This is a genomic window from Nocardioides ochotonae, from assembly GCF_011420305.2.
Classification (GTDB): domain Bacteria; phylum Actinomycetota; class Actinomycetes; order Propionibacteriales; family Nocardioidaceae; genus Nocardioides; species Nocardioides ochotonae.
In genome coordinates this window covers 3,565,770-3,590,714 of sequence record NZ_CP061769.1, presented here as the reverse complement: position 1 = coordinate 3,590,714, position 24,945 = coordinate 3,565,770, and the positions used below count along the sequence as shown (strand labels likewise).

Annotated in this window: 27 protein-coding genes; 13 read left to right on the top strand and 14 right to left on the bottom strand. The window is 72.2% G+C overall.

Translation table 11 applies throughout. From position 1 onward, the window contains the following. Positions 1-192 precede the first annotated feature (192 nt). The 3 genes from HBO46_RS17295 (at position 193) to HBO46_RS17285 (ending at position 2,902) form a co-directional block, all read left to right on the top strand. On the top strand, positions 193-1,419 hold the full coding sequence (locus tag HBO46_RS17295) for a TerC family protein (protein WP_166133903.1): 1,227 nt from the start codon (positions 193-195) through the stop codon (positions 1,417-1,419). Positions 1,420-1,535: 116 nt separating this feature from the next. After that, entirely contained in the window at positions 1,536-2,660 is a 1,125-nt protein-coding gene (rlmC, locus tag HBO46_RS17290; RefSeq protein WP_166133901.1) for a 23S rRNA (uracil(747)-C(5))-methyltransferase RlmC, read from the top strand. A gap of 89 nt (positions 2,661-2,749) precedes the next feature. Next, positions 2,750-2,902: a hypothetical protein gene (locus HBO46_RS17285; RefSeq protein ID WP_166133899.1), complete on the top strand. Its 153-nt coding sequence runs from the start codon at positions 2,750-2,752 to the stop codon at positions 2,900-2,902. Between the two features lie 7 nt (positions 2,903-2,909). Here HBO46_RS17285 and HBO46_RS17280 read toward each other — a convergent pair whose 3' ends face one another. Both HBO46_RS17280 and HBO46_RS17275 read right to left on the bottom strand, forming a co-directional pair. Continuing rightward, the gene (locus tag HBO46_RS17280) at positions 2,910-3,206 is read right to left on the bottom strand and encodes a transcriptional regulator (RefSeq protein ID WP_224769199.1); all 297 of its coding nucleotides are present in this window, start codon (positions 3,204-3,206) and stop codon (positions 2,910-2,912) included. Then, the gene (locus tag HBO46_RS17275; RefSeq protein WP_166133897.1) at positions 3,203-3,670 is read right to left on the bottom strand and encodes a hypothetical protein; all 468 of its coding nucleotides are present in this window, start codon (positions 3,668-3,670) and stop codon (positions 3,203-3,205) included. The genes HBO46_RS17280 and HBO46_RS17275 overlap by 4 nt, the downstream gene beginning before the upstream one ends. 91 nt (positions 3,671-3,761) lie before the next feature. Between HBO46_RS17275 and HBO46_RS17270 the strand changes: the two genes are divergently transcribed. Continuing rightward, complete coding sequence (locus HBO46_RS17270; protein WP_166133895.1) at positions 3,762-4,184, top strand: hypothetical protein; 423 nt, start codon at positions 3,762-3,764, stop codon at positions 4,182-4,184. Between the two features lie 59 nt (positions 4,185-4,243). On the opposite strand, the gene HBO46_RS17265 is transcribed toward HBO46_RS17270, so the two are convergent. The 4 genes from HBO46_RS17265 to HBO46_RS17250 form a co-directional block, all read right to left on the bottom strand. Beyond that, on the bottom strand, positions 4,244-5,461 hold the full coding sequence (locus tag HBO46_RS17265) for a ScyD/ScyE family protein (protein WP_166133893.1): 1,218 nt from the start codon (positions 5,459-5,461) through the stop codon (positions 4,244-4,246). Positions 5,462-5,624: 163 nt separating this feature from the next. Then, complete coding sequence (locus HBO46_RS17260; protein WP_166133892.1) at positions 5,625-7,250, bottom strand: catalase; 1,626 nt, start codon at positions 7,248-7,250, stop codon at positions 5,625-5,627. After that, complete coding sequence (locus HBO46_RS17255; protein ID WP_166133890.1) at positions 7,247-7,741, bottom strand: Fur family transcriptional regulator; 495 nt, start codon at positions 7,739-7,741, stop codon at positions 7,247-7,249. Before HBO46_RS17255 ends, HBO46_RS17260 begins: the two co-directional genes overlap by 4 nt. 90 nt (positions 7,742-7,831) lie before the next feature. Next, positions 7,832-8,518 carry a hypothetical protein gene (locus tag HBO46_RS17250; protein WP_166133888.1) on the bottom strand — a complete coding sequence of 229 codons (687 nt, stop codon included), beginning with the start codon at positions 8,516-8,518 and terminating at the stop codon, positions 7,832-7,834. Between the two features lie 114 nt (positions 8,519-8,632). Between HBO46_RS17250 and HBO46_RS17245 the strand changes: the two genes are divergently transcribed. After that, a complete protein-coding gene (locus HBO46_RS17245) occupies positions 8,633-9,112 on the top strand; it encodes a hypothetical protein (RefSeq protein WP_166133886.1) in 480 nt (159 codons plus the stop codon). Between the two features lie 9 nt (positions 9,113-9,121). On the opposite strand, the gene HBO46_RS17240 is transcribed toward HBO46_RS17245, so the two are convergent. Both HBO46_RS17240 and HBO46_RS17235 read right to left on the bottom strand, forming a co-directional pair. Further along, positions 9,122-9,727 (bottom strand): mismatch-specific DNA-glycosylase, encoded by a 606-nt coding sequence (locus HBO46_RS17240; RefSeq protein ID WP_166133884.1) that lies wholly within the window; start codon positions 9,725-9,727, stop codon positions 9,122-9,124. A gap of 52 nt (positions 9,728-9,779) precedes the next feature. After that, on the bottom strand, positions 9,780-10,709 hold the full coding sequence (locus HBO46_RS17235) for a matrixin family metalloprotease (RefSeq protein ID WP_166133882.1): 930 nt from the start codon (positions 10,707-10,709) through the stop codon (positions 9,780-9,782). Positions 10,710-10,850: 141 nt separating this feature from the next. Between HBO46_RS17235 and HBO46_RS17230 the strand changes: the two genes are divergently transcribed. The 3 genes from HBO46_RS17230 to HBO46_RS17220 all read left to right on the top strand — a co-directional run bounded on the left by HBO46_RS17230 (position 10,851) and on the right by HBO46_RS17220 (position 13,417). After that, positions 10,851-11,399, top strand: a complete 549-nt coding sequence (locus HBO46_RS17230) for a DUF6318 family protein (RefSeq protein ID WP_166133880.1) — start codon at positions 10,851-10,853, stop codon at positions 11,397-11,399. Between the two features lie 368 nt (positions 11,400-11,767). Further along, positions 11,768-12,214 (top strand): hypothetical protein, encoded by a 447-nt coding sequence (locus HBO46_RS17225; protein ID WP_166133878.1) that lies wholly within the window; start codon positions 11,768-11,770, stop codon positions 12,212-12,214. A 30-nt stretch (positions 12,215-12,244) separates the two neighbouring features. Continuing rightward, positions 12,245-13,417, top strand: coding sequence for a site-specific DNA-methyltransferase (locus HBO46_RS17220; RefSeq protein WP_166133876.1), 1,173 nt, complete (start codon positions 12,245-12,247; stop codon positions 13,415-13,417). A 6-nt stretch (positions 13,418-13,423) separates the two neighbouring features. On the opposite strand, the gene HBO46_RS17215 is transcribed toward HBO46_RS17220, so the two are convergent. Next, on the bottom strand, positions 13,424-14,854 hold the full coding sequence (locus HBO46_RS17215) for a WS/DGAT/MGAT family O-acyltransferase (protein ID WP_166133873.1): 1,431 nt from the start codon (positions 14,852-14,854) through the stop codon (positions 13,424-13,426). Between the two features lie 287 nt (positions 14,855-15,141). On the opposite strand from HBO46_RS17215, the gene HBO46_RS17210 reads away from it, so the two are divergent. The 3 genes from HBO46_RS17210 to HBO46_RS17200 are packed head-to-tail and all read left to right on the top strand — an operon-like array spanning position 15,142 to position 17,711. After that, positions 15,142-15,474, top strand: a complete 333-nt coding sequence (locus HBO46_RS17210; protein WP_207950223.1) for a hypothetical protein — start codon at positions 15,142-15,144, stop codon at positions 15,472-15,474. Positions 15,475-15,527: 53 nt separating this feature from the next. Then, on the top strand, positions 15,528-16,628 hold the full coding sequence (locus HBO46_RS20785) for an FUSC family protein (protein WP_166133871.1): 1,101 nt from the start codon (positions 15,528-15,530) through the stop codon (positions 16,626-16,628). A gap of 9 nt (positions 16,629-16,637) precedes the next feature. Next, positions 16,638-17,711 (top strand): DNA polymerase IV, encoded by a 1,074-nt coding sequence (locus tag HBO46_RS17200; RefSeq protein WP_166133869.1) that lies wholly within the window; start codon positions 16,638-16,640, stop codon positions 17,709-17,711. Here the strand turns inward: HBO46_RS17200 and HBO46_RS17195 are convergent. Then, on the bottom strand, positions 17,699-18,130 hold the full coding sequence (locus HBO46_RS17195) for a hypothetical protein (RefSeq protein WP_166133867.1): 432 nt from the start codon (positions 18,128-18,130) through the stop codon (positions 17,699-17,701). The two genes, HBO46_RS17200 and HBO46_RS17195, sit on opposite strands and share 13 nt — an antisense overlap. A gap of 141 nt (positions 18,131-18,271) precedes the next feature. Here HBO46_RS17195 and HBO46_RS17190 point away from each other — a divergent pair, with 141 nt between their 5' ends. Next, positions 18,272-19,573, top strand: a complete 1,302-nt coding sequence (locus HBO46_RS17190) for an HNH endonuclease signature motif containing protein (protein ID WP_166133865.1) — start codon at positions 18,272-18,274, stop codon at positions 19,571-19,573. Positions 19,574-19,591: 18 nt separating this feature from the next. Here HBO46_RS17190 and HBO46_RS17185 read toward each other — a convergent pair whose 3' ends face one another. Next, positions 19,592-20,725 (bottom strand): glutamate--cysteine ligase, encoded by a 1,134-nt coding sequence (locus HBO46_RS17185; protein WP_263457780.1) that lies wholly within the window; start codon positions 20,723-20,725, stop codon positions 19,592-19,594. 105 nt (positions 20,726-20,830) lie between these two features. On the opposite strand from HBO46_RS17185, the gene HBO46_RS17180 reads away from it, so the two are divergent. Further along, on the top strand, positions 20,831-22,225 hold the full coding sequence (locus HBO46_RS17180; protein ID WP_166133861.1) for a threonine/serine exporter family protein: 1,395 nt from the start codon (positions 20,831-20,833) through the stop codon (positions 22,223-22,225). Here HBO46_RS17180 and HBO46_RS17175 read toward each other — a convergent pair. The 3 genes from HBO46_RS17175 to rocD are packed head-to-tail and all read right to left on the bottom strand — an operon-like array spanning position 22,212 to position 24,904. Then, complete coding sequence (locus HBO46_RS17175) at positions 22,212-22,757, bottom strand: DUF402 domain-containing protein (protein WP_166133859.1); 546 nt, start codon at positions 22,755-22,757, stop codon at positions 22,212-22,214. The genes HBO46_RS17180 and HBO46_RS17175 overlap by 14 nt on opposite strands. A 7-nt stretch (positions 22,758-22,764) precedes the next feature. Next, positions 22,765-23,607 carry an SDR family NAD(P)-dependent oxidoreductase gene (locus HBO46_RS17170; RefSeq protein WP_166133857.1) on the bottom strand — a complete coding sequence of 281 codons (843 nt, stop codon included), beginning with the start codon at positions 23,605-23,607 and terminating at the stop codon, positions 22,765-22,767. A 40-nt stretch (positions 23,608-23,647) separates the two neighbouring features. Further along, positions 23,648-24,904, bottom strand: a complete 1,257-nt coding sequence (rocD, locus tag HBO46_RS17165) for an ornithine--oxo-acid transaminase (RefSeq protein WP_166133855.1) — start codon at positions 24,902-24,904, stop codon at positions 23,648-23,650. Positions 24,905-24,945 lie beyond the last annotated feature (41 nt).

The window sequence follows — 24,945 nt, the reverse complement described above, 5'->3', positions numbered from 1 at the left end:
GACCCGAGACGCCAGCGGGGTCGCTCCATTTCTGCCGCCGGGTGTCGATGCGCCCGACGTGGCGGGCGCCACAGGCAGGGCTGAGCGGGATCTGGACCCACACCTCGGCCGCGGGTCGCGTTGCCCTGCGTTGGTACCTTGAGGGTCACCACTGGCCGAGTCGCGGCACAGCCTGCAAGGAGCACATGACGCATGGACGTCCCCATCTGGGTCTGGGGCATCACGATGGCATCCATCGTGGGGCTGCTGGCCTTCGACTTCTTCTTCCACGTCCGTCAGGCACACGTGCCGACGCTCAAGGAAGCCTCGATCTGGTCGGCGATCTACGTCGGCCTCGCCATCGTCTTCGGGCTGCTCGTGCTCGGGTTCGGCGGCACGACCATGGGCGGGGAGTACTTCGCCGGCTACATCACCGAGAAGGCGCTGTCGGTCGACAACCTCTTCGTCTTCCTGGTCATCATGGGCAGCTTCCGGGTTCCCCGTGAGGACCAGCAGAAGGTGCTGCTCTTCGGCATCGTCTTCGCCCTGATCGCGCGCTCGGCGTTCATCTTCCTCGGCGCCGCGCTGATCAACCAGTTCGCCTGGGTCTTCTACATCTTCGGCCTCATCCTGCTGATGACCGCCGGCAACATGCTCAAGCACGACGAGGGCGGTGACGAGGGCGCCGACAACTTCATCATCCGTCTGGCCCGGCGCTTCCTGCACACCAGCGATCACTACGACGGCGACAAGCTGTTCACGATGGAGAACGGCAAGAAGGTCATGACGCCGATGCTCCTGGTCATGGTGGCCATCGGCGGCACCGACATCCTGTTCGCGCTGGACTCGATCCCGGCGATCTTCGGCCTCACCCAGAGCGCGTTCATCGTGTTCACGGCCACCGCGTTCAGCCTGATGGGCCTGCGCCAGCTGTTCTTCCTCATCGACGGGCTGCTGGACCGCCTCATCTACCTGTCCTTCGGTCTCGCCGCGATCCTCGGCTTCATCGGCGTCAAGCTGATCCTGCACGCGCTTCACGAGAACAACGTGCCGTTCATCAACGACGGCGAGCACGTGAAGGTCTTCGAGATCACGACGGGCCTCTCACTCACCGTGATCATCGGCGTCCTGGTCGTGACGGTCATCGCCTCGCTGGTCAGCAAGAAGGGCAAGGCGATCACCGCGATCAACAACGCGCGCCGCCACGCCCAGGCCTACCTCGATGCCGAGTACACCAAGGACCCGGCCGAGCGGGAGCGCATCTACCGCGCGCTGCTCCGCGAGCGTGCCCAGATCATCGCGCTGGGCGACAAGTACCGCGAGCTGGTCCGCGAGGAGAAGCCGGACGCCCTCACGCTGCTCACCTCGGCGCGCGAGAGCCACGACCAGGCCGTTGCGGCGGGGCGCGAGACCGCGCAGAGCCTCGACGACCACGTCTGAGCCGGTCCACCGGACCTGACCACGCACGGGGCCGCACTCCGCAGGGAGTGCGGCCCTGGCGTCATTTCGCAGGTCCCGCCGCGCCCCGACGACGTGGCCCGTAGCCTTGCCGAGCCATGCAGTGCCATCACTTCGACGCCGGACGCTGCCGCTCGTGCACGTGGATCGAGCGGCCCTACGCGACCCAGCTCACCGACAAGGAGCGGCACTGCCGCGAGCTGCTCGCCGCGGGCCCGGACCTCACCTGGCTGCCGCCGGTGCGCAGCGCCGAGGAGGGCTTCCGCAACAAGGCGAAGATGGTCGTCGCCGGCAGCGTCCCCGAGCCGACGCTCGGCATCCTCGACCCCGTCGGCGGTGGCGTCGACCTGCGCGACTGCGGACTGCACGCGCCGCTGATCCAGGCCGCGCTGCCGGTGCTGGCCGACTTCGTCACCCGCGCCGCGCTCACGCCGTACGACGTGCGGGCGCGCCGCGGGGAGCTCAAGCACCTGCTGGTCACCGCCTCCCCGGACGGGGAGCTGATGGTGCGCTTCGTGCTGCGCTCCACCGAGTCGCTCGCGCGGATCCGCAAGCACCTGCCCGGGCTGCTGGAGCGGCTGCCGGCGCTCGCCGCGGCATCGATCAACCTCCAGCCGCACCACAAGGCGGTGCTGGAGGGTGCCGAGGAGATCGCGCTCACCGAGCGCGAGACCCTCCCGATGCGGGTCAACGGGCTGGTCCTGCACCTGCGTCCGCAGAGCTTCTTCCAGACCAACACCGACGTCGCGGCGGCGCTCTACCGCCAGGGTCGCGAGTGGGTCGAGGAGGCCGCGCCGCGGACGGTGTGGGACCTCTACTGCGGGGTTGGCGGGTTCGCGCTGCACGTCGCCGCCCCGGGGCGCGAGGTCGTGGGCGTCGAGACGAGCGCCGAGGCGGTCGCCAGCGCCACCCTCACCGCGACGGAGTCCGGGCTGGCCGGCGTACGGTTCCTGGCCGACGACGCCACGGCGTACGCGCTGGCGGCGCCGGGCGCGCCCGACCTGGTCGTCGTCAACCCGCCGCGGCGGGGGATCGGCCCCGACCTCGCGGGCTGGCTGGAGGCCTCGGGGGTGCGCCACGTGGTCTACTCCAGCTGCAACGCCGTGAGCCTGGCGCGCGACCTGGCCGTGATGCCGTCGCTGCGCCCGGTGCGGGCCCGGGTGCTCGACATGTTCCCGCAGACCGCGCACTACGAGGTCATCGTGCTGCTCGAGCGGCAGTAGCCCTGGCCGACCCGGCATGGGCGGGCCCGCAAATCGGGATGCGCGGGGGAGAGCGGTGTCGCTAGCCTCCGAGGCGGAGGTCGAACGCCATGCCCCAGCCCCGAGACGTGCGCCGACGTGCTTGGCGCGCCCTGTCGGCGGAGGAGAAGGCGCGCCGGCTCGCCGAGCTCCGGGCCCGCCACCAGGCGCAGATCGAGGTCGAGGCTCGGCGGCTGCCGAGCACCGAGCGCCCCGGGGACTGACGGCGCCTCAGGAGTCGCCGGGCTCGGCCAGGATGGCCGCGAGCGCCGCGCGGTGGCGCGCGTAGGCCTTGCGGCCGGCGCCGGTGATCTTGAACGTCGTGGTGGCCCCGCGTCCGCGCCCCGACTTCGAGATCTCGACGTAGCCGGCCTTCTCCAGCGTCGCCATCTGCTTGGACAGGTCGGAGTCGCTGATGTCGAGGTGGTCGCGCAGGAAGGTGAAGGTCACCGTGGTGGCGGAGGCGAGCACGGCCATCGCCGCGAGCCGCTTCGGCGCGTGGATGACCGGGTCGAGGTCCTCGATCACGCGAGCCGCTCCCGGGCGCGACGCGCGGCGGACGCGAACGCCCGTTCGTAGACGACGAGCCCGGCGACGGTCGCCGTGAACGCGACCGGGGCGGCCAGCAGCGGTCCGGCCAGCCACCAGGCCAGCGCGATGGAGCCGACGATGCTGACGACCACGACGGCGTAGCAGGCGAACGCGCTGCGGAACTCCCGTGGGGCGTGACGCAGGTTGGGGATCGCGCCGTGGTGGCGGGAGTACCAGCCGAGGAACAGCCCGACGAGGCCCGAGAGCACCACCATCCCGGCGACCAGCCACGCGCTGTGGTCGCCGCGCAGCGTCAGCAGCAGCACGTAGGCGGTGACCCAGGCGCCCATCGCGGGCGGGTACCACACCGGCGTCGGCGGGTAGTCGAGGTACGGGGCGGCCTCGGCGCGCTCCGCGGCCCGCTGCGCCTGGCGGAGGGACTCCCTGTCGATACTTTCCATGTTGGAAACCATAGGGGTGACTTTCCACTCTGGCAAGTGTTCGGTGGGGGCGCGTGCGGGCGGCGTACGGCGAGGACGTAACGTCTGTGCCGTGGCTGATGCCGACTACTGCGACCTGTGTGACCTTCCGTTCAGCACCTGCGTGCACGGCATGCCGAAGCCGGTGCCCGCGCCCGAGCCGCCGCCCAAGGCGAGCACGCCCCGGGTGCGCACCGCCCGGGTCCCCGGCACCCGCGAGGCGCCGCCGCGGGTGGTCCCGCGCAAGTGGACCCAGCCCCACGAGCTGGTGCCGCACGTGATCGCCGTCCTCGACGAGGCCGGTGGCGAGCTCGACGGCGAGGGCATGTTCGAGGCCCTCGAGGAGCGGCTGGCCGACGTCCTCAAGCCGGGCGACCGGGAGAAGAACCCGCAAGGGGAGCTGCGCTGGCGCGCGGCCGCGCGCAAGGCGCGCAAGGAGCTCATCGACACCGGTGTCCTGGTGGCCGCCGGCCCCGGGGTCTGGAAGCTGGCCTGACACGCGCCGCGCGACCGGCCACCCTCGGGTGACCGGCCGCGCGGGACTGCCTGGCCGCCTCAGCGGCGGTGGTGCTTCGGGCCCTTCTTCGCCTTGGTCCACACGAGCTCAAAGAGCGCCCCGGGGCCGAAGATCGGGCTGGCGACGAAGACGCGTCCGTCCGGACCGACGTCCACGCCGGCGGGCAGCGTGAGTTGGCCACGCACGAGCTCCTTCACCTGGGTGCCGCCGGAGCGGGGACGGGTGATCATGAACAGTCCACCGACCTCCGAGCCCTCGACGCCGAGCTCCCAGGCCAGCCAGCTGGCCTTCGACAGCGTCGAGACGTAGATGGTGCCGCGGCGGTCGACCGCGAGGTCGTTGATCGAGGTCAGGCCGTCGGCCACCCTGGTGCAGTCGCCGGCGCGCGGGTCCGTCGGGTCGCACACCGCCTCGGTGGCTCCGGGCTCCACGCGCCACACCTGCGAGGTGCCGGGGGTGGCGGGGAAGCCACGCAGCTCGCCGATGTAGACCGCGCCGTCGGGGCCGACGGCGACCGAGGTGGTCACTGCCTCGCTCGGGATCGGGGTGCCCGCCGGCGGCAGCGGGTTGCCGTCGGGGTCGGTCGGCGGCAGTCCGTCCGGCACCTCGATGGTGCGGGGCATTACCCGGACGAGCGTCGAGATGTCGCCGTCCTCGGTGACCCGAAGCACGTCGTTGCCGGCCGCGTCGGCCACCAGCACGCCACCGTCGGGGTGGGCGGCGAGCCCGAAGGGGTTGGACTCCCCGGGATCGCCTTCCACGTTGAACGGGTCGGGGTCCCCGGCCTGGTAGGCGGCGATGTCGGCGAGCGGTGCGGGCTCGTCGTCCCCGGGGGACCAGGTGTAGAGGGTCGCGCCCCCGGTGCCGGGCTCACCGGCGCCGCTGAGCAGGTAGACGGTGCCGTCCGTGCCGACGGCGACGGCTGCCGCGACGCCGACGGCGCCGGGCACGGTGCCGAGCTCGGTGACCCGCGCCGGCTTGCGACCCTTCTCCACGACGAGGCTGAAGGAGCCGTCTTCCTCGGTGACCAGGGTGCGGCCGCGGCCGAGCGCCGCGATGCCGCGGGGGCCGTCGAGGGCGGCGACGGTGCGCAGGTACGGCGCGTGCTGGTGTCCGTGATGGCCGTGCCCGTGATGCCCGTGCCCGTGCCCGGGGCCCGCGGTGGCGGGCCCGGCGATCAGGACGGTGGAGGCGAGTGCGGTGGCCGAGAGCGCGGCCACGAGCGTGCGTGTCGTGCGGGATCGGTGCTGGCGCATGGGGGGTGTCCTCTGGTCTCGGGGGGTCCTCGGTGACCCTTCTCCACGAAACCCACGGGCGCCCGAAGCGTCATCACCAACATTGAGCGTTGTCCTGGACGCGCCGACGCGGCCCGTCCCGGGAGGGACGGGCCGCGTCGGAGAGGAGCTCAGATCGCGCTGGTCAGCGCTCGATGACCACGTGCTCGTTGGGGACGCAGTGGGTCATCGTGATGCCCTCGACGTCGCGAGGACCGTTCTTGCCCAGGTTGGCCGCACGGGCCTGCTCCTCCTCGGTGAGGGTCTGGGTCGCGAGCGGGGGGAGGGTGCGGACGTCGTCGGCGCCGATGCCGAGGCCATCGCCGACCCGCTGCCCGAGCTCGTCGTCACACATGAAGAAGTGCCAGACCATCCGCTCCTGGACCTCACGGGTGGCCTCGGAGATGTTCGCGACCAGGTTGGCCACCAGGTCGTCCTTCTCCCACTGCTCCATCAGCTGGTAGCGCTGGCCGGCCTGCTGGTAGTCGTTCGTCCGCGGGAGCCGTGCCCTGGTGAGCCGGCCGCTGATCTCGTGGCGGCTCTCGACGGGTCCGGGCTTCTCCGCCTCCTCCAGGCCGCCCATCGTCGACGGCTCGTAGTTGACGTGCGGGTTCTGCCCGGGGGCCAGGTCCACGCGGTAGCTCATCTCGCCGCCGCGCTGGTTGGTGTGGACGGTGGCGTTCTTGGGCGAGTTCACCGGCAGCTGCAGGTAGTTCGGGCCGACCCGGTAGCGCTGGGTGTCGCTGTAGGAGAACGTGCGACCGACCAGCATCTTGTCGTCGGAGAAGTCCAGGCCGTCGACCAGGACGCCGGTGCCGAACGCGATCTGCTCGTTCTCGTTGTGGTGGTCGCTGACGTTGGAGGTCAGCGTCATCGTCCCGACGTACTTCGGCTCGAAGAGCTCCTCGGGCCAGACCTTGGTGTCGTCCAGCGGGTCGAAGTCGAGCTCGGGGTGCTCGTGGTCCTCCATCAGCTGCACGTAGAGGTCCCACTGCGGGTGGTCGCCGCGCTCGATGGCCTCGTAGAGGTCCTTCGAGGCGTGGCCGAGGTCGCCTGCCTGGATGTTCGCGGCGTCGGCCTCGGTCAGGGACTTCACGCCCTGCTTGGGGTACCAGTGGTACTTCACCAGGTGAGTCTCGCCCTCGGCGTTGACCCACTTGTAGGTGTTCACGCCGAAGCCCTGCATGTGGCGGTAGTCCGCGGGGATGCCGCGCGGGCTGAACAGGTTGACCAGCATGTGCATCGACTCCGGCGTCTGCGACATGAAGTCGAAGATCCGGGCCGGCTCCTGGCGGAAGGTGACCGGGTCCGGCTTGAGGGAGTGGATCACGTCGGGGAACTTGATGGCGTCGCGGATGAAGAAGACGCCGAGGTTGTTGCCGACGAGGTCCCAGTTGCCGTCCTCGGTGTAGAACTTCACCGCGAAGCCGCGCGGGTCGCGCGCCGCCTCGGAGGAGTCCCGGCCGCCGATCACGGTGGAGAACCGGATCGCGAGGTCGGTGTGCTTGCCGGGCTGGAAGACCTTCGCGCGGGTGTAGCGCTCGATGGGCTCCTCGCCCCAGCGACCGGTGGCCTCGAAGTGCCCGAACGCCACCGCGCCGCGCGCGTGGACGACCCGCTCGGGGATCCGCTCGCGGTCGAAGTGGGAGACCTTCTCCAAGAAGTGGTAGTTCTCCAGCGTCGCGGGCCCGCGGGGCCCGACGGTGCGCTCGTTCTGGTTGTCGTAGACGGGGTGGCCCTGTCGGGTGGTGAGCCTGCGGTCGTCGCTCATCGCGTCGTCCTTCCATCGCTGGTGGTGCGGGCAGGAGTTGTGCTGCCCGTGGTGGTCGTGCGCGCGGAGGCGGGCGCGCAGTCGGCGCACCAGCCCCAGAACACGACCTCGGCCTCGTCGAGGACGAAGCCATGCGGGTCGTCGGGCGTCAGGCACGGGGCCGACCCGGTCACGCAGTCGACGTCGGCCAGGACCCCGCACCCGCGACAGGTCACGTGGTGGTGGTTGTCGCCGACCCGGCTCTCGTAGCGGGAGCCGGATCCGGGGAGGTCCAGGCGTCGTACGGCGCCGATCCCGACCAGTGCCTCGAGGCAGTCGTACACCCCTTGCGTGGACACCTTGCCGATCCGTGCCCGGGCCCGTTCCGCCACCTCGGCCACGAGGAGGTGCTCATGGGTACGGCGGGCGTCGTCGAGCACGTCCAGGACGGCCACCCGGGGACGGGTGGCGCGCAGTCCTGCGGTGCGAAGACGCTCTTCGGAACGGGCCATGCCTCGGGGTACCCGTCTGGAATCACTCCAATCACGGGGACCGCGCGGTCACGCGGGGGCTGTGTCAGAGGTCTCCGTCAGAGGTCTGGGTCAGAGGTCTCGCAGGTCGTAGAGACGACGCCCGGTCGGGACGAGGTCGATCCCGCGGTCGGCACCCATGCGGCGCACCGAGCCCATCAGCGCGCGGGTGCGGCGCGCGAGCTCCGCCTCGTCCCCGTCGCTGCCGTGGAAGGCGTGCCGGTCGTGGATCGCGGCGGGGACGAAGAGCTCCTCCACGAGCGCCGCGACGTCCTCGCCGCGGGCGGTGAGCGGGGTCTGCACGATGTTCTGCACGTAGCCGAACGTCGCCTGGGTGCGGATCGCGACCCCGGTGTGCTCGACCTGCCAGATGTGCAGCCACTCCTCGTGCGACAGCTCCTCGGGACGGCGCAGCAGCGCCACCTGGGCGAGCGCGTCGACCCGGCTGCCGTCCCAGGTCTCCGGCGGGTCGAGCCGGCGCCGCTCCTCCACCCGCCAGCCGTCGACCCGCTCGACGCCGTCCAGGCCCGCCAGGCACCGGGTGATCCGGTCCGCGTCCGGGTCCTCGCCCCAGGCGCTCACGATTGCGCCCACGTGGTCGCCCGCCGAGGCGATCCGCATCGCCTCGACCACCCCCTCGTCGTCGAGGTTGAGCTGGAGCCGGTCCACCCCGGCCCCGCGCAGCTCCGCGTGCAGCTGCGGCGCGCGGAGCGCCGAGGTCAGGTCGCGGCCCCACACGGCGTACATCAGCTTGGTCATGGCGGTGAACCTAGTGCGTCCACAGCCTGCGCCGGGGCGGTTCAGCGGTTGGCGGGGCCGGGAAGGCTGGGGGGAGCCGCGTCCTCTCGGACGACGCCGGACCCAGGAGCCGCCGTGCCCGATCCCTTCGACCTCCCGCAGCGCCTGTGCGTCGCCCCCGCCCTCGGGCCCGACGAGCGCACCCTGCTCTCCGGGTTCGCCACCGCGACCGTCCGGCGGGTCTGGCCGGGCCAGCCCGGCGCCCGCTCGCCGTGGACGGTCTGCCCCGAGGGCTGCTGCCTGCTGCTGAGCGAGCGCGTCGGGCCGGAGCGGACGGCGCTCTGGCTGCGGTTCCTGCTGCGCGAGCTGGTGGCGGCGCGTTCCTACGACGCCCGGCAGCGGGCCGAGGCGGCGGGCCTGGGTCGCCACCGGGTGGACGGCCGGGTGCTGGTCGCCGGCGGCCTGCGCGCGCCGCGGCTGCTGTGCGTCGCCGACAGCCGGGTGCGTGAGCTCGTCCTCGACGACGAGCTCTTCGCGGTCGAGGACGCGCGCCGCGGGACGGGCCCCGCGGAGGTCGTCGACCTGCACCGGCCCGTGGCGGAGGAGTCCGACTGACGCCCGGGCTCAGTCGCGGAGCACGCCCGCGGCCCGGGCGGGGGCGGCGTAGGCCTCGGCGAGCGAGGCGACGGTCGCGTGGGCGTTGAGGCCGCTGGGGTTCGGCACCACCCAGAGCTCGGCGCCCGCGAGCGGCTCCGGCTGGCGACCGAGCGTGGCCTTGGGCAGCCCGAAGGCGGCTCGGTACGCCGTGATGCCGGCGATCGCGACGACGGCGGGGCGGTGGCGCTGGATGGTCTCCACCAGGCGCTCGCCGCCCGCGCGCAGCTCCTCGCGGCTGAGCTCGGAGGCCTTCGCGGTCGCCCGGGGCACGACGTTGGTGATCCCGATGCCGCGTGCCCGGAGTCGCTCGCGGTCCTCCTCGGTCATGCCGTTCGCCGGGTCGATGGGGTGATCGATGATCCCGGCGCGCAGCAGCGCGGGGTAGAAGCGGTTGACCGGGTGGGCGAAGTGGGTGCGGGTGGCCGCGGTCCACAGGCCCGGGTTGATGCCGACGAACAGCAGCCGCAGCCGCCCCGGCTCGGGCAGCAGGTCGGGCACCTCGGCGTCGCGGAAGGACTCCAGCTCGGCGCGGGTGAAGCGGGTCCGGGCAGGGCGGGCGGATCGGTCGCTCACGGGCGGAAGCGTGCCACGGCGCCACGGCCCAGGCCCGGGAGGGTCCGCGCGATCAGCCGCAGGACACTTGGCCGAGGCGGGCGAGGCCCTCGCGGTCGCCGGGGCCGAAGTCGTCCTGGCCCAGGCTGTCCTCGTACATCAGCTCGTCGCGGTCACCCACGTGCCCGAGCCCGAGCACGTGGCCCAGCTCGTGCATGAGGATGGCGCGCATCGTGTCCTCCCCGCCCGGGCGGCGCTCCAGCTCGTCGTACAGGTCGACGTCGAGGGTCACCGAGCCGGTGATGTAGCGGCGCTGCCGGGCCTGCTCGACGTAGGTGCTGCCGCCGAGACCGGCCACCTCACCGGCGAGCTGCGGCACCTCGTCGGGGCCGGCCCAGCCGATCAGGACGGGTGCCGGGCGGCCGAGGCCGTTGATGCGTCGGGTGAAGTCCCGGTCGTCGGTGGTGCCCTCGTCCTCGAAGGCGAAGCCACTCAGGGTGCCGACCCGTTCGACCGACTCCTCCACGAGGCGCTCCCAGTCGTCGGGGGCGCCAGCGGGGTTGACGACGTAGCGGATCGGTTGGCAGGGGTTCCAGGCGACCGGGTCGTCGCTGTCCGGCTGGGTCGCGGCGAAGGCGTACTCGCCGTCGCTGCTGATGCCGACGGCGTCGGCCAACCGCCCGTCGAACCCGACGAGCTCGCGCAGGCGCTGCCCGGAGCCGGAGGGGTCGAGGAGGAAGACCCCGAGCATGATCACCGCGACGATCACCAGCCCGGGCAGCAGCGGACCGCGCTCCTTGCGCGCCGCCCGCTCGGCCTTGCGGGCGCGGGAGCGGTGGCGGCGCTGGTGGACCGGCAGCGGGATGGGGGTGTGGGTCGGCGGCTGGTCGCCGAGCGAGCGGATCGCCTCGTCGACGCCCCGATTCTCCCGGGCGAGCGCCTCGAGCTCGCGGTCGAGCTCACGTGCCCATCGCCGTTGCTCGCGACGCTCCCTGAATCCCACCCCGCCCATGATGCCGGGTGCCTGTCCACAGGTGCTCAGAATGGGGGGTTCCCCAGGGGCGGTGCGCCGGTAGGTTGCGCGTGGGCGCCCTGCTCCGGGCCCCGCGGCTCTCGGAGGGCTGAGATGAGACGTGTGTGTCTGGTGGTCGCGGCCGCCGTGCTGGTCGCAGGCGCCGCCGCCTGCAGCGAGGACCCCGATCCCCAGGTGGCGCCACCCGACCCGCCCACCCCGACCGTCACCACCACCCCGGCCAGCGGACCGGTCGCCCCCACGCTGCCGCCCGAGGCGGAGGGGGACGACGCCGCGGCCGCGGAGGCGTTCGTGAGGTTCTACTGGGAGATGGCCGACTACGCCCAGGCCACGGGCGATGTGAGCGGGTTGAAGGCGCTTGGGGCGGAAGGTTGTCGCCCGTGTGCCGCAGGGGTGGCGTTTGTGGAGGAGGTCTACGACGGTCGGGGCTCGATACGCGGGGGCGAAACCGATGTATCAAACCTTTCGACTACGAAGATCAAAGTCGCAGGCGACATCGCCTATCAGGTCCGTTTGAACATTCGGACTACCGATCAAGACGTCGATCGCGATCCAGGGACCAAGAAGGACCAGTTCTTCCCAGGCGGGACAGTCAAGGCCAACTTCGTTGTGCGGTCAGTGGACGGCAAATGGCTTGCTGAGTTCTGGGAGATCGGATGACGACGCTTGTCAGGCTCTGCGCATTATTGCTTGTCGTAGCAGCGCTCAACGTTCTCCCAGTGACTTCAGCGACCGCATGCGGCAGCGGCCCAAGCGGTTCCGTTACCCCGGGAGCTAATGGTTTCATCGCGTCGGCGCAGACGGCCGAGTGTTCAAGCAGTCCGGCGATCACAGGCTCGATAACTCAGGCCGCCGGGGAATGGCACTCGCAACAGAGTTGCGCGTTCGGCGGCGCAGCACTTTGCACTGAACTTGCGACGTGCATCGATGGGTCACCGATGATGACGAACTGGTTTGAAACGCCGGACGGAGAAGTCCTGTACTCCGCGACCACCTGTCCGTCCGAGGAAGAAGCAGTACCGCAGCCCGTGGTGATAACCGCGGAGATGGCCGCGCAGGCGCTGCGGCAGGTGGACCTGCCGGCGTCGGTGCTCGAGGTGCAGCCGCCGGGCGGGCGGACGCTGGTGAACTTCGAGACCAACTTCTACACCGGGGCCGAGGAGTTCGAGCGGACCGTGCGGCTGCTGGGGCAGCGGGTCGACCTGCGGATCTGGCCGGCGTCGTTCGAGTGGCGCTTCGGCGACGGGACGACCTCGCGCACGAGCGAGCCCGGTGCGCCGTACCCCGACCTGCAGGTCACCCACAGCTATCTGCGCAAGGGAGCGGTCGCCGCGGCGGTGGACACCACCTACGAGGCCGACTTCCGGGTCAACGGCGGGCCGTGGGCGCCGGTCGCCGGCACGGTGACGATCCCGGGCGTCGCGGTTGGCCTCGACGTCGTGACGGCGACCCCCACGCTGACGGGCTATCGCTGACGGCGGCCCCCGATGGCCTAGTCTCACCGCGTGACCGCGCCCGGCGAGCCTTGGAACACCTTCGCCGAGGGGGACAACCTCGAGGTGCTCGCCCGACTGCGTCACGAGGGCGCGGCGTACGACCTGGTCTACATCGACCCGCCGTACAACACCGGCAACGACTTCGCCTACAGCGACCGGATCAAGGGCGACCGCACGACCAGCCGGCACCAGGCCTGGGTCGCGATGATGCGCCCCCGCCTCGAGCTCGCCCGCGAGCTGATGAGCCCCGGCGCCGCGATCTTCGTCAGCATCGACGACAACGAGGCGGCGCACCTGCGGATCCTGCTCGACGAGGTGTTCGGCGAACGGCAGTTCCTGGCCCAGGTGGTGGTGAACCTCAACGCCAAGGGGCGCCAGCTCGGCAAGGGCTTCGCGACCAGCCACGAGTACCTCCTGGTCTACGCCAAGGACGCGCGCACCTGCGTCCTCGACGCGAGCAGCCCCGACACGGTCGACCCCGACGACTTCCCGCTGGTCGCGCCGGATGGGCGCCACTACCGCCATCTGCCGCTGCGCAACACCAACAAGAAGTTCAACCCCGCGACCACCCCGACCCTGCACTACCCGCTGTGGGGCGACCCCGAGAGTGGGCGCGTGTGCACCGCCGAGTTCGAGGGCGCGAGCCGCATCGAGCCGATCTTCGGCGACGCCCGGCCGGCGGTCTGGCGCTGGAGCCGGTCCCTGGTCGAGGCGCGCCCCGACGACCTCGTCTGCCGCCGGATCAAGGGCCGCCTGGGGGAGCGTGCCGACATCTTCCAGCGCGACTGGCTCCACGACGGGCGGCGCAAGAAGCTGCGCACGATCTGGCTCAACGAGGAGATCGGCAGCACCGACACCGCGGTCGCGGAGCTCAAGGCCGTGCTCGGCCACGTCTTCGAGTCGCCCAAGCCCACCGCGCTGCTGCGCCGGGTGCTCCAGACGATGCCGCCGGATGCCCGGGTGCTCGACTTCTTCGCCGGCAGCGGCACCACCGGGCACGCCGTGGCGCTGCAGAACGTCGCCGACGGCGGCACCCGCACCTGCCTGAGCATCAACTGCGCGGAGCCGACCCGTCCCGGGTCCAACGCCCAGCTCGCCGGCTACGCCACCGTCGCCGACATCACCCGGGCCCGGCTGCGCGCGGTCGCCGACGCCGTCGGGGGCGGGCTCACCGAGCTCTGAGGGGCCTCAGACGCCCACCGCCACCTCGAGGGCGTCGAGCTCGGCGTCGAGGTGGCCGAGCAACAGCTGCAGGCTCGGCAGGGTGCGGCGGCAGCCGGTCACCCCGAAGCACATGGTGTCGGCGTACGACGTGCAGGTGATGTTGAGCGCCATGCCGTTGATCGGGATCGACAGCGGGTAGGAGCCGACCAGCCGCGCGCCGTTCCAGTAGTGGGTGGTCCTCGGCCCCGGGACGTTGCTGATGATCAGGTTGTACGGCGAGTGCACGATGCCCTGCATGCGCAGCAGCGGCGGCAGGATCGCCGGGATCTGCCCCAGTGCACTCATCGCGACGATCTGCAGCGGCGTCATCGAGGCCAGCGCCTGCTTGCCGGCACGCATCGAGCGGTGGATCGTCTCGAGCCGCTCGGCGGGGTCGTCGAGGTCGGTGCCGAGGCGGCACATGACCGCGCCGACGGCGTTCCCGCCATCGACGGAGGCGAGCTGGGACTCGCGGGCCTTCAGGCCCACCGGCACCATCGCGACCAGGGGATCGGACGGCAGCGCGTCGAGCTCCAGCAGGTAGCGGCGCACCGCACCCGCGGACATGGCGAGCACCACGTCGTTGATCGTCGCGTCGCCGGCCTTCCCGACCATCCGCAGCCGCTCCACCGGCCAGCCCTGGGCGCCGATGCGGCGCGAGCCGGTGATCGGCTGGTTGAAGATCGTCCGTGGGGCCTGCAGCGAGATCGCCGAGGCCTCGTTGCGTGCGGCCCGCGACAGCGTGCGCAGCAGCGCCGAGGGCATCCCGGCCGCCTCGGACACCATCGCGAGCGCCGAGCGCAGCGCCTGGATCGGGACCTCGCTGAACGGCACCCCGAGCGCCGACGACGAGGCGTCGACCACGACCGCCTCCTCCGGCACGGGGTCCGGCTCGGTCACGCCCTCGTCCCAGGGCGCTGGCATGTCCCGGCGGTCCGGGTCGGTGGTCAGCACGCTCTGGAGCAGGCGGCTGGCGGAGACGCCGTCGAGCAGGGCGTGGTGGATCTTGGTGTAGAGCGCGACCCGGCCGTCGCCGAGGCCCTCGATCACGTGCGCCTCCCACAGCGGCCGCTCCCTCGCCAGCCGGGTGCTGTGCAGGCGCCCGCACAGGTCGAGCAGGTCGCGGACATCGCCCGGCGCCGGCAGCGCGCTGTGCCGCACGTGGTGGTCGATGTCGAACTGCTCGTCGGGGCGCCACACGAACTGCCCGCCGGTCGCCAGCGAGCGGTGCGGATGGCGCAGGAAGAGCGGCCGGGTGTGCAGCGACTGCCGCATCCCGGCGTACATCTGCCGGGTGAAGTCGGGGCCCGCGTCGTCGGGGTTCTCGAAGAGCTGCAGCGACCCGACGTGCATCGGCTGGCTGCGGCTCTCGATGGTCAGGAACCCCACCGAGGTCGGGTCGATGAGCGCGGCCATCGGTCCCCCTTCGTCCGAGCCCGCCGGAGCGGCGGGAGGCCTGAACTATGGCGTGTGGTGACGTACGCCACAAGGGGTCCGTCGGGGGGACCAGTCAGGGGAGGCAGCGTGGCGTCGGCCCCGTGCCTCTCCGGGCGGGCGCCGACGGGCCGCTGGGCGTCCACAGTCGACGGTGCGGCACGGCCGTCCCCAGGCCCCGTCGCTGCACGCCGGAGGTGTCCGCGTCCGTACCTAGCGTCGTCGGCACGCCGGGGTCCACCGGCGCCCACCGACCATCGGGAGTCCCCATGCACCAACGTCTCGCCCTCGCTATCGCCGTCCCCGCCGCCGCAGTCGTGGCCGTGATCGGCACCCTCGCGGTCGGCCCCGCCAACAGCGCGCCGTACGCACCTGCCGGCGACACCATCGTCGAGGTCACCGGCGACGCCGCCAACGGGTTCGAGATCCACCGCTACGACGGCACCTCGCTGTTCCCGCCCACCGACTCCGAGGCCCGCGCGGAGTGCAACGAGTACGACCGGCGCATCCAGCGGGTGCGCTGCCGCGTCGAGGTCCGCACCTGGTACCGCGACCTGGGCGATCTCAAGCAGGCGCTCGCCTGGGCCCACGCCAGCGCCTGAGCGCCCCCAGGGTCGTGCCGGGCGAGGGGCGGCGCTCTGGCACGATCGGGGGCATGGAGGCGCGGCCGTTCGACGAGGTGCTGACCAAGGGCCGGACCTCGTTGCGGTTCCGCCGCAAGCGGCTGTCCTCCAAGCGCTGGCAGATCGGTCAGGCCGCGATCGCGGCGGGTCTCGCCTGGTTCATCGCCGCGGACCTCTTCCACCACGAGCTGCCGTTCCTCGCGGCGACCTCCGCGATGCTGTGCCTCGGCACCTCCTACGGCCAGCGGCTGCGCCGGGTCGCTGAGGTGATGATCGGCGTGGCGATCGGCGTCTTCGTGGCCGATCTCTTCGTGCTGGAGTTCGGCACCGGCGGCTGGCAGATCGCGTTGATCGTCGCCATCTCGATGTCGGTGGCGTTCCTGCTCGACGGCGGCCAGCTCTTCGTCAACCAGGCGGCGATCCAGGGCATCATCGTCTGCGCGCTCGTGCCCGAGCCCGGGCAGGCCGTGACCCGCTGGACCGACGCCCTGATCGGCGGGTCGGTGGCCCTGGTCGCGGCCACCGTGGTGCCGGCGGCACCGCTGCGACGCCCGCGCGAGCAGGCAGCCGCGGTGATGCGCAAGATCGCCACCCTGCTGCGCACTGCGGGGGAGGTGATGGTGGACGGCGAGGTCGAGCGGGCCTTCGAGCTGCTCGCCGACGCCCGCTCCACCGACCACCTGATCAGGGAGCTCCAGGCCGCCGCCGACGAGGGCATGTCGGTCGTGGCCTCCTCGCCCTTCCGGTTCCGGCACCGCCACCGGGTCCGCCGGATGGCCGACCTGGTCGACCCCCTGGACCGCGCGCTGCGCAGCACCCGGGTGCTGGTGCGCCAGGTCGCGGTCGCGGCGTACCGCCGTCAGCCGATCCCGTCGGAGTACTCCCGGATCGCGATCGACCTCGCCGCCGCGGCGACGAAGGTCGCCGACGAGCTCCAGGCCGACCGCACCGCCTTCGCCGCCCGGCCGGCGCTGGTCGCGGTCGGCAACGGCACCGGACAGGTCCCGCGCACCGACGAGCTCGCCGCGGAGGTCGTGCTGGCCCAGCTGCGCTCGATCGTCGTGGACCTGCTGCTGCTCTCCGGTCTCGACCAGACCCAGTCCACCGACGCGCTGCCCCCGCCCCCTCGCTGAGGACGCCCGATGACCGGATGGGTGCTGCACGTCGACCTCGACCAGTTCATCGCCGCGGTCGAGGTGCAGCGCCGTCCCGAGCTCGCGGGGCGACCCGTGGTCGTCGGCGGGCGGGGCGACCCGACCGAGCGTGGCGTGGTCGCCACCGCGTCGTACGAGGCGCGCGCGTTCGGGGTCGGCTCCGGGATGCCGTTGCGCGTGGCCGCGCGCCGCTGCCCCGAGGCGGTGTTCCTCCCCGTCGACCACCCGGCGTACGACGCCGCCTCCGAGCAGGTGATGGCGACCCTGCGCGAGCTGAGGTGGGACGGCGCACCGGTCGTCGTGGAGGTGCTGGGCTGGGACGAGGCGTTCGTGGCCGCGGACCCGCCGGCGTCGCTGGACAGCGACCCGCAGCCGGTCGCCGACCTGGCCCGCGCCGCCGTGCTGGAGGCCACCGGGCTGCACTGCTCGGTCGGCACCGGGGACAACAAGCTGCGCGCCAAGATCGCCACCGACATGGGCAAGCCGCGCGGCAGCTTCCGGCTCACCGCCGAGACCTGGCGGGAGGTGATGGGGGAGCGGCCCACCGACGCGCTGTGGGGCGTCGGGCGCAAGACCGCGCGCAAGCTCGCCGACCTCGGGCTCGTGACCGTCGCCGACCTCGCGGCGGCGGACCCCGCGGAGCTCGCCGCCGCCTTCGGGCCCAAGACCGGGCCGTGGCTGGGCAGGCTGGGGCGCGGGGTGGACGGCAGCCCGGTCGACGCGACCCCGTGGGTGCCCCGCGCGCACGGCCGCGAGACCACCTTCCAGACCGACCTCGAGGACTGGGAGCGGATCGCGCAGGAGGTGCGCGACCTCACCCGCCGGGTGGTCGCCGACATCGACGCCGAGGGGCGCCCGGCGGCGAGGGTCGGGCTGAAGATCCGGTTCGCGCCGTTCATCACCGTGACCCGCAGCCTCACCCTGCCCGAGCCCACCCACGACCCCGCCGCGCTCGCCGATGCCGCCGTCAGCCTGTTGGAGCGCGTCGACCACGAGCGTGCGGTGCGGCTCCTCGGGGTGCGTCTGGAGATGGTGCCGCCGCCGGGCGGCTACCCGCGCTGAGACGACGGCGGAGGGTCGCCAGCGGACCCATCCCAGTCGGCGAACCGGCTGGTGACGTTGCCGTCGTCATCGGTGGTGACCCAGTGTCCTGGCCCGGGTTCGAGGTCCTGAGGCTCCTCGGGGGGAAGTTCTCGTGTCTCGGAAGGGGTCCAGTCGTAGGTCCCGTCGTAGACGAGAAAGCGGACGCCCTCCGGGGTCCCGAGCACTCGTTCCTTGATGGTGGTCGCTGTCGGGTCCCCGTCGCCGTACATGGTGCTGAGGTAGTCGTCCCAGTCCTCGGGGCTCAGCACCACCTCGACGGTGCGCGAGCGGCCTGGAAGGCGCTCGATGGTGACCTCGATGCCACCTGGCACCTCTCGGGCGTTGCCCAATTCGTCGAGGTGCTCGACGAGGCGCTCCCAGATGCGCTCGTATCCCATGCGTGCAGTATCTCGCGCCGACCAGTGGGGAACCCGACGGTGGCAGATCCGACCTCAGGGCGCGCCGCCGCGGCCCGAAGTCTTTACCTAGAGATTCCGTCACACCCTTCATCTCGAACGTGCGTTCGACTAAGATGAGGCATGGCCTCCTCCGAACTCCCCGACTGCGATTCCCCAGCCGCTGTGCTGGCGTTCGCGACGGCCCGTCGGGCTGTGGCCCAGCGGGCGGAGATCGACGTCTTGGAGGCGGCCCTGGTGTGGGCGTCGATGCACCCGGAGGAGTCGGTCGCCGACGCGGCGCCGACGACCGGACTGATGTTCGGCGAGCTCGCGGTGCCGCTGGCCGGCGAAGGTGCCCCGTTGGTGGCGGAGTTCGCTCCGATGGAGTTCGGTGCCGCCCTGGGCATGTCCACCGACTCCGCCCGCTCGCTCGTCGGAGACGCACTCGAGCTGGCGCACCGGCTCAAGCGCACCTGGAACCTGGTCCGCGCCGGCAAGGTGCCGCTGTGGAAGGCCCGGCGGCTCGCGCAGCTGACCACCTCCCTGCCGATGGAGGGCGCCGACTTCGTGGACCGCCGGCTCGCCGCATTCGTGGGGAAGATCAGCTGGGCCGGGATCGAGCGCCTCGTCGACCAGGCCCGCGTCGCCTTCGACCCCGAGGGCGCGGAGAAGGAGCGCCGCGAGGCGGCCGACGGTCGACGCTTCGACGTCCACACCCGCGAAGCCGCCCACGAGGGCATCGTCCACGTCGAGGGGGTCCTCGACCTTGCCGACGCGATCGACCTCGACACCGCGATCTCCCAGGGGGCCGAGGAGCTCGCCGCGCTCGGGGTCACCGAGTCGGTGGACGTGCGTCGCTCGATGGCGGCCGGTGAGCTGGCCCGGCGCCAGGTCGCGTTCGACCTCCGGGCGGAGGCAGGTGAGGGTGCAGCGTCGGTGGTGAAGGCGCGACAGGTCGTCATCCACGTCCACCTCTCCCACGCCGCGATCTCCCGTGACGAGGCCGGGATCGCCCACGTGGAGGAGACCCGATCGATCGTGTCGACCGACCAGGTCCGCGACTGGTGCGGATCCGAGACCCAGGTGGTCATCAAGCCGGTCATCGACCTCGAGGCCCACCACCACACCGACGCCTACGCAGTGCCGGACCGGCTCGTCGACCAGACTCGCCTGACCCAACCGATGTGCGCCTTCCCGTGGTGCGAACGTCCGGCGCGCCGCTGCGACACCGACCACGTCACCGCCCACGGTGACGGTGGCCCGACGTGTTCCTGCAACCTGGCCCCGCTCTGTCGCAGACATCACCGGGCCAAGACCCACACCGCTTGGACCTACGACAAGACCGACGCCGCCATCTACCTCTGGCGCTCGCCCCACGGGCTCCACCTGATCAAGGAGCACGCCACGACCCGGCTCGTCACCGCGCACCCACCCGACGACTGACCCGCACGCGACGTGCGGCTAGGAGTCGAGGCTCTCGCGCAGCTCGCGTACGACGGAGTCGACCACGGCGACCAGGTCGCCGCCGGTGCGCTCGGCGACCGCCCGCTGGCGCTGGTACGACGCGCCCCGCGCGGGGATCTCGGCGACCGACGCGAGCTCGTCGGAACAGCCGAGGCGGGCGGCGGTGGGCTCGAGGCGGGCGAGCAGATCGGTGAGGTCGTCGGTGATCAGCCGCTCCTGCGACTGCGCGTCGAGGATGACGATGGCGTCGAGGCCGTACCTGGCCGCGCGCCACTTGTTCTCCTGCACGTGCCACGGCGGCATGGTGGGCAGCTCCTCGCCGGCGGCGAGGCGGGTGTCGAGGTCGACGACCAGGCACTGCATGAGCGCGACCAGACCCGAGAGGTCCTCAAAGGTGGAGACGCCGTCGCAGACGCGGTTCTCGATGGTGCCGAGGTGGGCGGCGGGACGCACGTCCCAGCGGATCTCGGAGAGATCGTCGATCACGCCGGTGGTCACCTGGTCGGCGGCGAAGGCCTCGTACTCCGACCAGGTCTGGAACTGGAAGGGCAGCCCCGCGGTGGGCAGCTGCTGGAACATCAGCGCCCGGTTGGAGGCGTAGCCGGTGTCGACGCCGGCCCAGATCGGCGAGGACGACGAGAGCGCCAGCAGGTGCGGGTAGTGGTTGAGCAGCGCGGAGAGGATCGGCATCACCCGCTCCTGCGCGGGCAGCCCGACGTGGACGTGCAGTCCCCAGATCAACATCTGCCGGCCCCACCACTGGGTGCGGTTGATGAGCTCCTCGTAGCGGTGACCCTCGCTGAGCTGCTGGCCGGTCCAGGAGGCGAAGGGGTGGGTGCCGCCGCCGTACAGGTCGAGGTCGAGGTCGTCGGCCGCCGCCATTGTCGGGCGCATCGTCACGCGCAGGTCGTCCATCGCCTCGCCGACGGTGCCGCAGATGCCGGTGACGATCTCGACGGTGTTCTTCAGCAGCTCCTTGTGCAACCGCTCCGGGTGCGGGAGCCGCGGCCGGGCACGCGCGAAGAGGTGCGAGGCGTCGTTGCGCAGGTCGCGGGAGCGGCGGTCCACGAGCGCGAGCTCCCACTCCACACCGATGGTCGGGGCCGGGGAGGCGTGGAAGTCGATCCGCACGCGCCCAGCGAACCACAGCGGGCCACGAGATCGCATGTCGGTGTGCCCCGAGGCGGGGTCGGTGCGGCGCCGGACACGTCGGTGCTCTCTGGCACCATCGCAGGTGTGCTCGACCCCCGCCAGGTGAACCAGATCCTCGACTTCTGCCTCCGAGTCGGGGAGCTGCTGCTTGCCTCGGGTGCAGGCGCGGCCGACGTGACCGCGACGATGCAGAGCGTCGCCCAGCATCTCGGCCTGCGTGGTGCCGACACCGACGTCACGTTCACCTCGATCTCGATGAGCCACCACGCGGATCCCGAGGAGCAGCCGATCCTCGCGACCCGCACGGTCAAGCAGCGCACGATCGACTATGAGCACCTCACCCGGGTCGACCACCTCGTGCGCGCGATCCTCCACGACCAGATCGACCTCAAGGAGGCCCGCACCTCGCTGGCCAGGATCGTCTCCTCGGGCCACATCCGGGCCCGCTGGAAGGTCACCCTCGCCTGGGGCGCGATGTGCGGCGGCGTGGCGATCCAGCTCGGCGGCGACCTGTTCGTGGTGCTCGTGGCGTCGTTCGCGGCGATGCTGATCGACCGGCTCCAGCAGCGGATGGCCCGGGCCCGGCTGCCGTTCTTCTACCAGCAGATCGCCGGCGGCGGCGTGGCGACGGCGGTCGGCATCCTCGCGGGCCTGGCGCCCGTCGACGTCAACGTCTCCCTGGTCATCACCGCCAACATCGTCCTGCTGCTCGCCGGCATCGGTTTCATGGGTGCGCTCCAGGACGCCCTGAGCGGCTTCTACGTCACCGCGGGGGCCCGACTCACCGAGGCGATCCTGGCCACCGCCGGCATCATCGGCGGCGTCAGCGGCGGTCTCAGCGTCGCCCAGATGGTCGGCGTCGACATCCCGCCGATCGATCCCGGGCGCGGCAACCTGCAGACCTTCGGCATGCTCGTGGCCGGCGCGGCCGTCTGTGCCGCGGCGTTCGCCTACGCCTCCTACGCCCCGGGCCGGATCATCGCCCCGATCGCCGGCGTGGCCGCCGTCGCGATCGCGATCAGCCAGTCGGTGGCGCTGCCCGGCATCGGGCGCACCTGGTCGGTGGCGCTCGCCGCGCTCTTCGTCGGTCTGGTCGCGTTCTCGGTCGCCGGGCGGATGCGCGTGCCGCCCCTGGTCGTCGTGGTGTCCGCGGTCGTGCCGATGCTCCCCGGCCTCTCGATCTACCGCGGCCTGACGCTGCTCGCCGAGGGCAGCAAGGGGGACATCTCGGCGGGCCTGCTGGCCATGGTCACCGCCGCATCGGTCGCCATCGCGCTCTCGGCCGGCGTGATCCTCGGTGAGTACGTCGCCCAGCCGCTCAAGCGGGAGGCGCGTCGCCTGGAGACCCGGCTCGCCGGCCCGCGCCTGGTCGGCCCGATGCGGGACCTCGGTCCGCGCGCCCGGCGCCGGCGTGCCCGCGAGGAGGGCAAGGACGAGCCCGAGCCGACCGGCACCGATGGGACCGTCATCGGGGCCTGAGCCCCGACACCTGCGCCAGCCACCGCTCCGCGGTCCCGTCGTACGGCGGGTGGCCGGAGGCGACCGCGTGGTGCACCCGTTCGCACTCCGCGAGCGCCGCCCGCACCACGTCGGCGGGGTAGCCGAGCGCGACCCGGTGCGCGGCGAACTCGTCCTCGTCGTCGATCCAGACCCGCCCGGTGTCGCCCCGGATCACGTCGAGGTCCAGGTCGACGCTGCGCAGGACGGGCACCTCGCCCTCGCGGTCCCACCGGGGCGGGGAGGCGATGTCGACGTAGACCGTGCACCAGATGCCCGGGGCCTGGAAGGTGGGCAGGCTCCACGCGGTGGGGCTCACCAGCGTCACCGAGTCGACCTGGGAGAGGTACCGCGCCCCGGGACGCGCGTTCAGGGTGCCGGCGGGGAAGCCGAGCCACTCACCGTGCTCGTCGCTGCCGAGCAGCACCCCGTCGAACTCCCAGTGCGCGCCGCCGCCCCACTTGGCCATCTCGACCCGGACCGGGCTGCCAGGGCTCCCAGTCGCCGTGGGCACTGCGGGCCTAGACGATCTCGACGTGCTCGGGCAGCGTCTTGCGCGCCACCCGCGCCGCGACGTCCTGGAACCGTGAGCCCAGCAGCTGCCCGAGGTGGTGCACGGCGTAGGCGTCGGGCCCGACGAGCACCCGGGCCTTCCCGCGCAGCACCCCGGCGACGATCACGCTGGCGGCCTTCTCCGGGGTGGTGCGGGCCAGCTTGGTGTCGAAGAGCTCCGCGGTCGCGGCGGCGTCCTCGCGGCGCGAGACCCGGGCGCTGCGGGCGATCGCGGTGGCGATCCCGCCGGGGTGCACCGAGGTCACGCCGACCGGGTGCCCGGCGCGGATCATCTCGGAGCGGATCGCCTCGGTCATGCCGCGCACGGCGAACTTGGTGGCGTTGTAGACGCTCTGCCCCGGCATCGGGACCAGCCCGAAGAGTGAGGACAGGTTGACCAGGTGCCCGTCGCCGGAGGCGATCAGGTGGGGGAGGAACTCCTTGCTGCCGGTGAGCATGCCGCCAAGGTTGATGCCCATGATCCAGTCGATGTCGTCGTAGTCGAGGTCGACGAAGTCCCCGGCCAGCGCGACCCCGGCGTTGTTGACCATCATGTTGACCCGGCCGAAGTGCGTGGCGACGGCCGAGGCGTACGCCGCGAACGCCGCCCGGTCGGCCACGTCGAGGCGGTCCGCGCGGACCTCCCGGGCGCCAGCCTGCCCGGCGCGGCGGACGGTCTCGGCCAGCCCCGCCTCGTCGACGTCGGAGAGCGCCAGCAGCGCTCCCCGGCGCGCGCACTCCAAGGCGAGCGCCCGGCCGATGCCGGAGGCTGCGCCGGTGATCACGACCACCTTGCCGTCGAGGGTCTTCATGCGCCCGACCGTAGCGGCCCCGGCCGGCGGACGGGCGCGATCAGCCCCCGACGACCGCGGCGAGCTGCTCGAGACCCCAGAGCAGGTCGTCCTCGGCGATCACCAGCGGGGGAGCGAGGCGGATCGTCGAGCCGTGGGTGTCCTTGGCCAGGACCCCGCGCGCCATCAGCCGCTCACACACCTCGCGGCCGGTGCCGACGGCCGGGTCCACGTCGATGCCTGCCCACAGCCCACGGGTGCGGACGCCGAGCACGCCGTGGCCGATCATCGCCTCGAGCCGCTCGCTCAGCACCACGCCGAGGTCGCGGGAGCGGGCCTGGTGCTCGCCGGTGGCCAGCATCTCCACCACGGTGCTGCCCACCGCGCAGGCCAACGGGTTGCCGCCGAACGTGGAGCCGTGCTGCCCGGGGCGCAGCACGCCGAGCACCTCGCGGTCCGCCACGACGGCGGAGACCGGCACGACGCCGCCGCCGAGGGCCTTGCCGAGGAGGTAGAGGTCGGGGACGACGTCCTCGTGGTCGCAGGCGAAGGTGCGGCCGGTGCGGCCGAGCCCGGACTGGATCTCGTCGGCGGCGAACAGCACCTGGTGGCGGGTGCACAGCGTGCGCACGCCGGCGAGGAACCCGTCCGGCGGGATGATCACGCCGCCCTCGCCCTGGATCGGCTCGAGGAGCACGGCCACGGTGCGCTCGGTGATTGCGGCCTCCAGGGCCGTGAGGTCGCCGTACGGCACCGTGACGAAGCCGGGGGTGAACGGCCCGAACCCGTCGCGGGCGCCGGGGTCGTCGGAGAAGCCCACGATCGTGGTGGTGCGTCCGTGGAAGTTGCCGCTCATCACGATGATCTCGGCGGTCCCGGGCGCGACGCCCTTCACCTCGTAGCCCCACTTGCGCGCGACCTTGATCGCGGTCTCCACGGCCTCCGCACCGGTGTTCATCGGCAGCACGAGGTCCTTGCCGCACAGGTCGCCGAGCGCGGCGCAGAAGTCCGCGAAGCGGTCGTGGACGAAGGCGCGGCTGGTGAGGGTGAGACGGGACAGCTGCTCCTGCGCGGCGTGCAGCAGCCGGGGGTGCCCGTGGCCGAAGTTGAGCGCGGAGTAGCCGGCGAGCATGTCGAGGTAGCGGGCCCCGTCGACGTCGGTCATCCAGGCCCCCTCCGCGTGCTCCACGACCACCGGCAGCGGGTGGTAGTTGTGCGCGGTGCGGGCCTCGGCGCGGCGCAGCTCGCGACTCGACGGCGTCTCCAGGTCCGCCCGGAGGGCCTGGCTGGTGGTGGTGATCCCGGTCGTGACGGTCATCGGATGTCGCCTCCTCGCGTGGTGCGCGCTGCCCGACCACA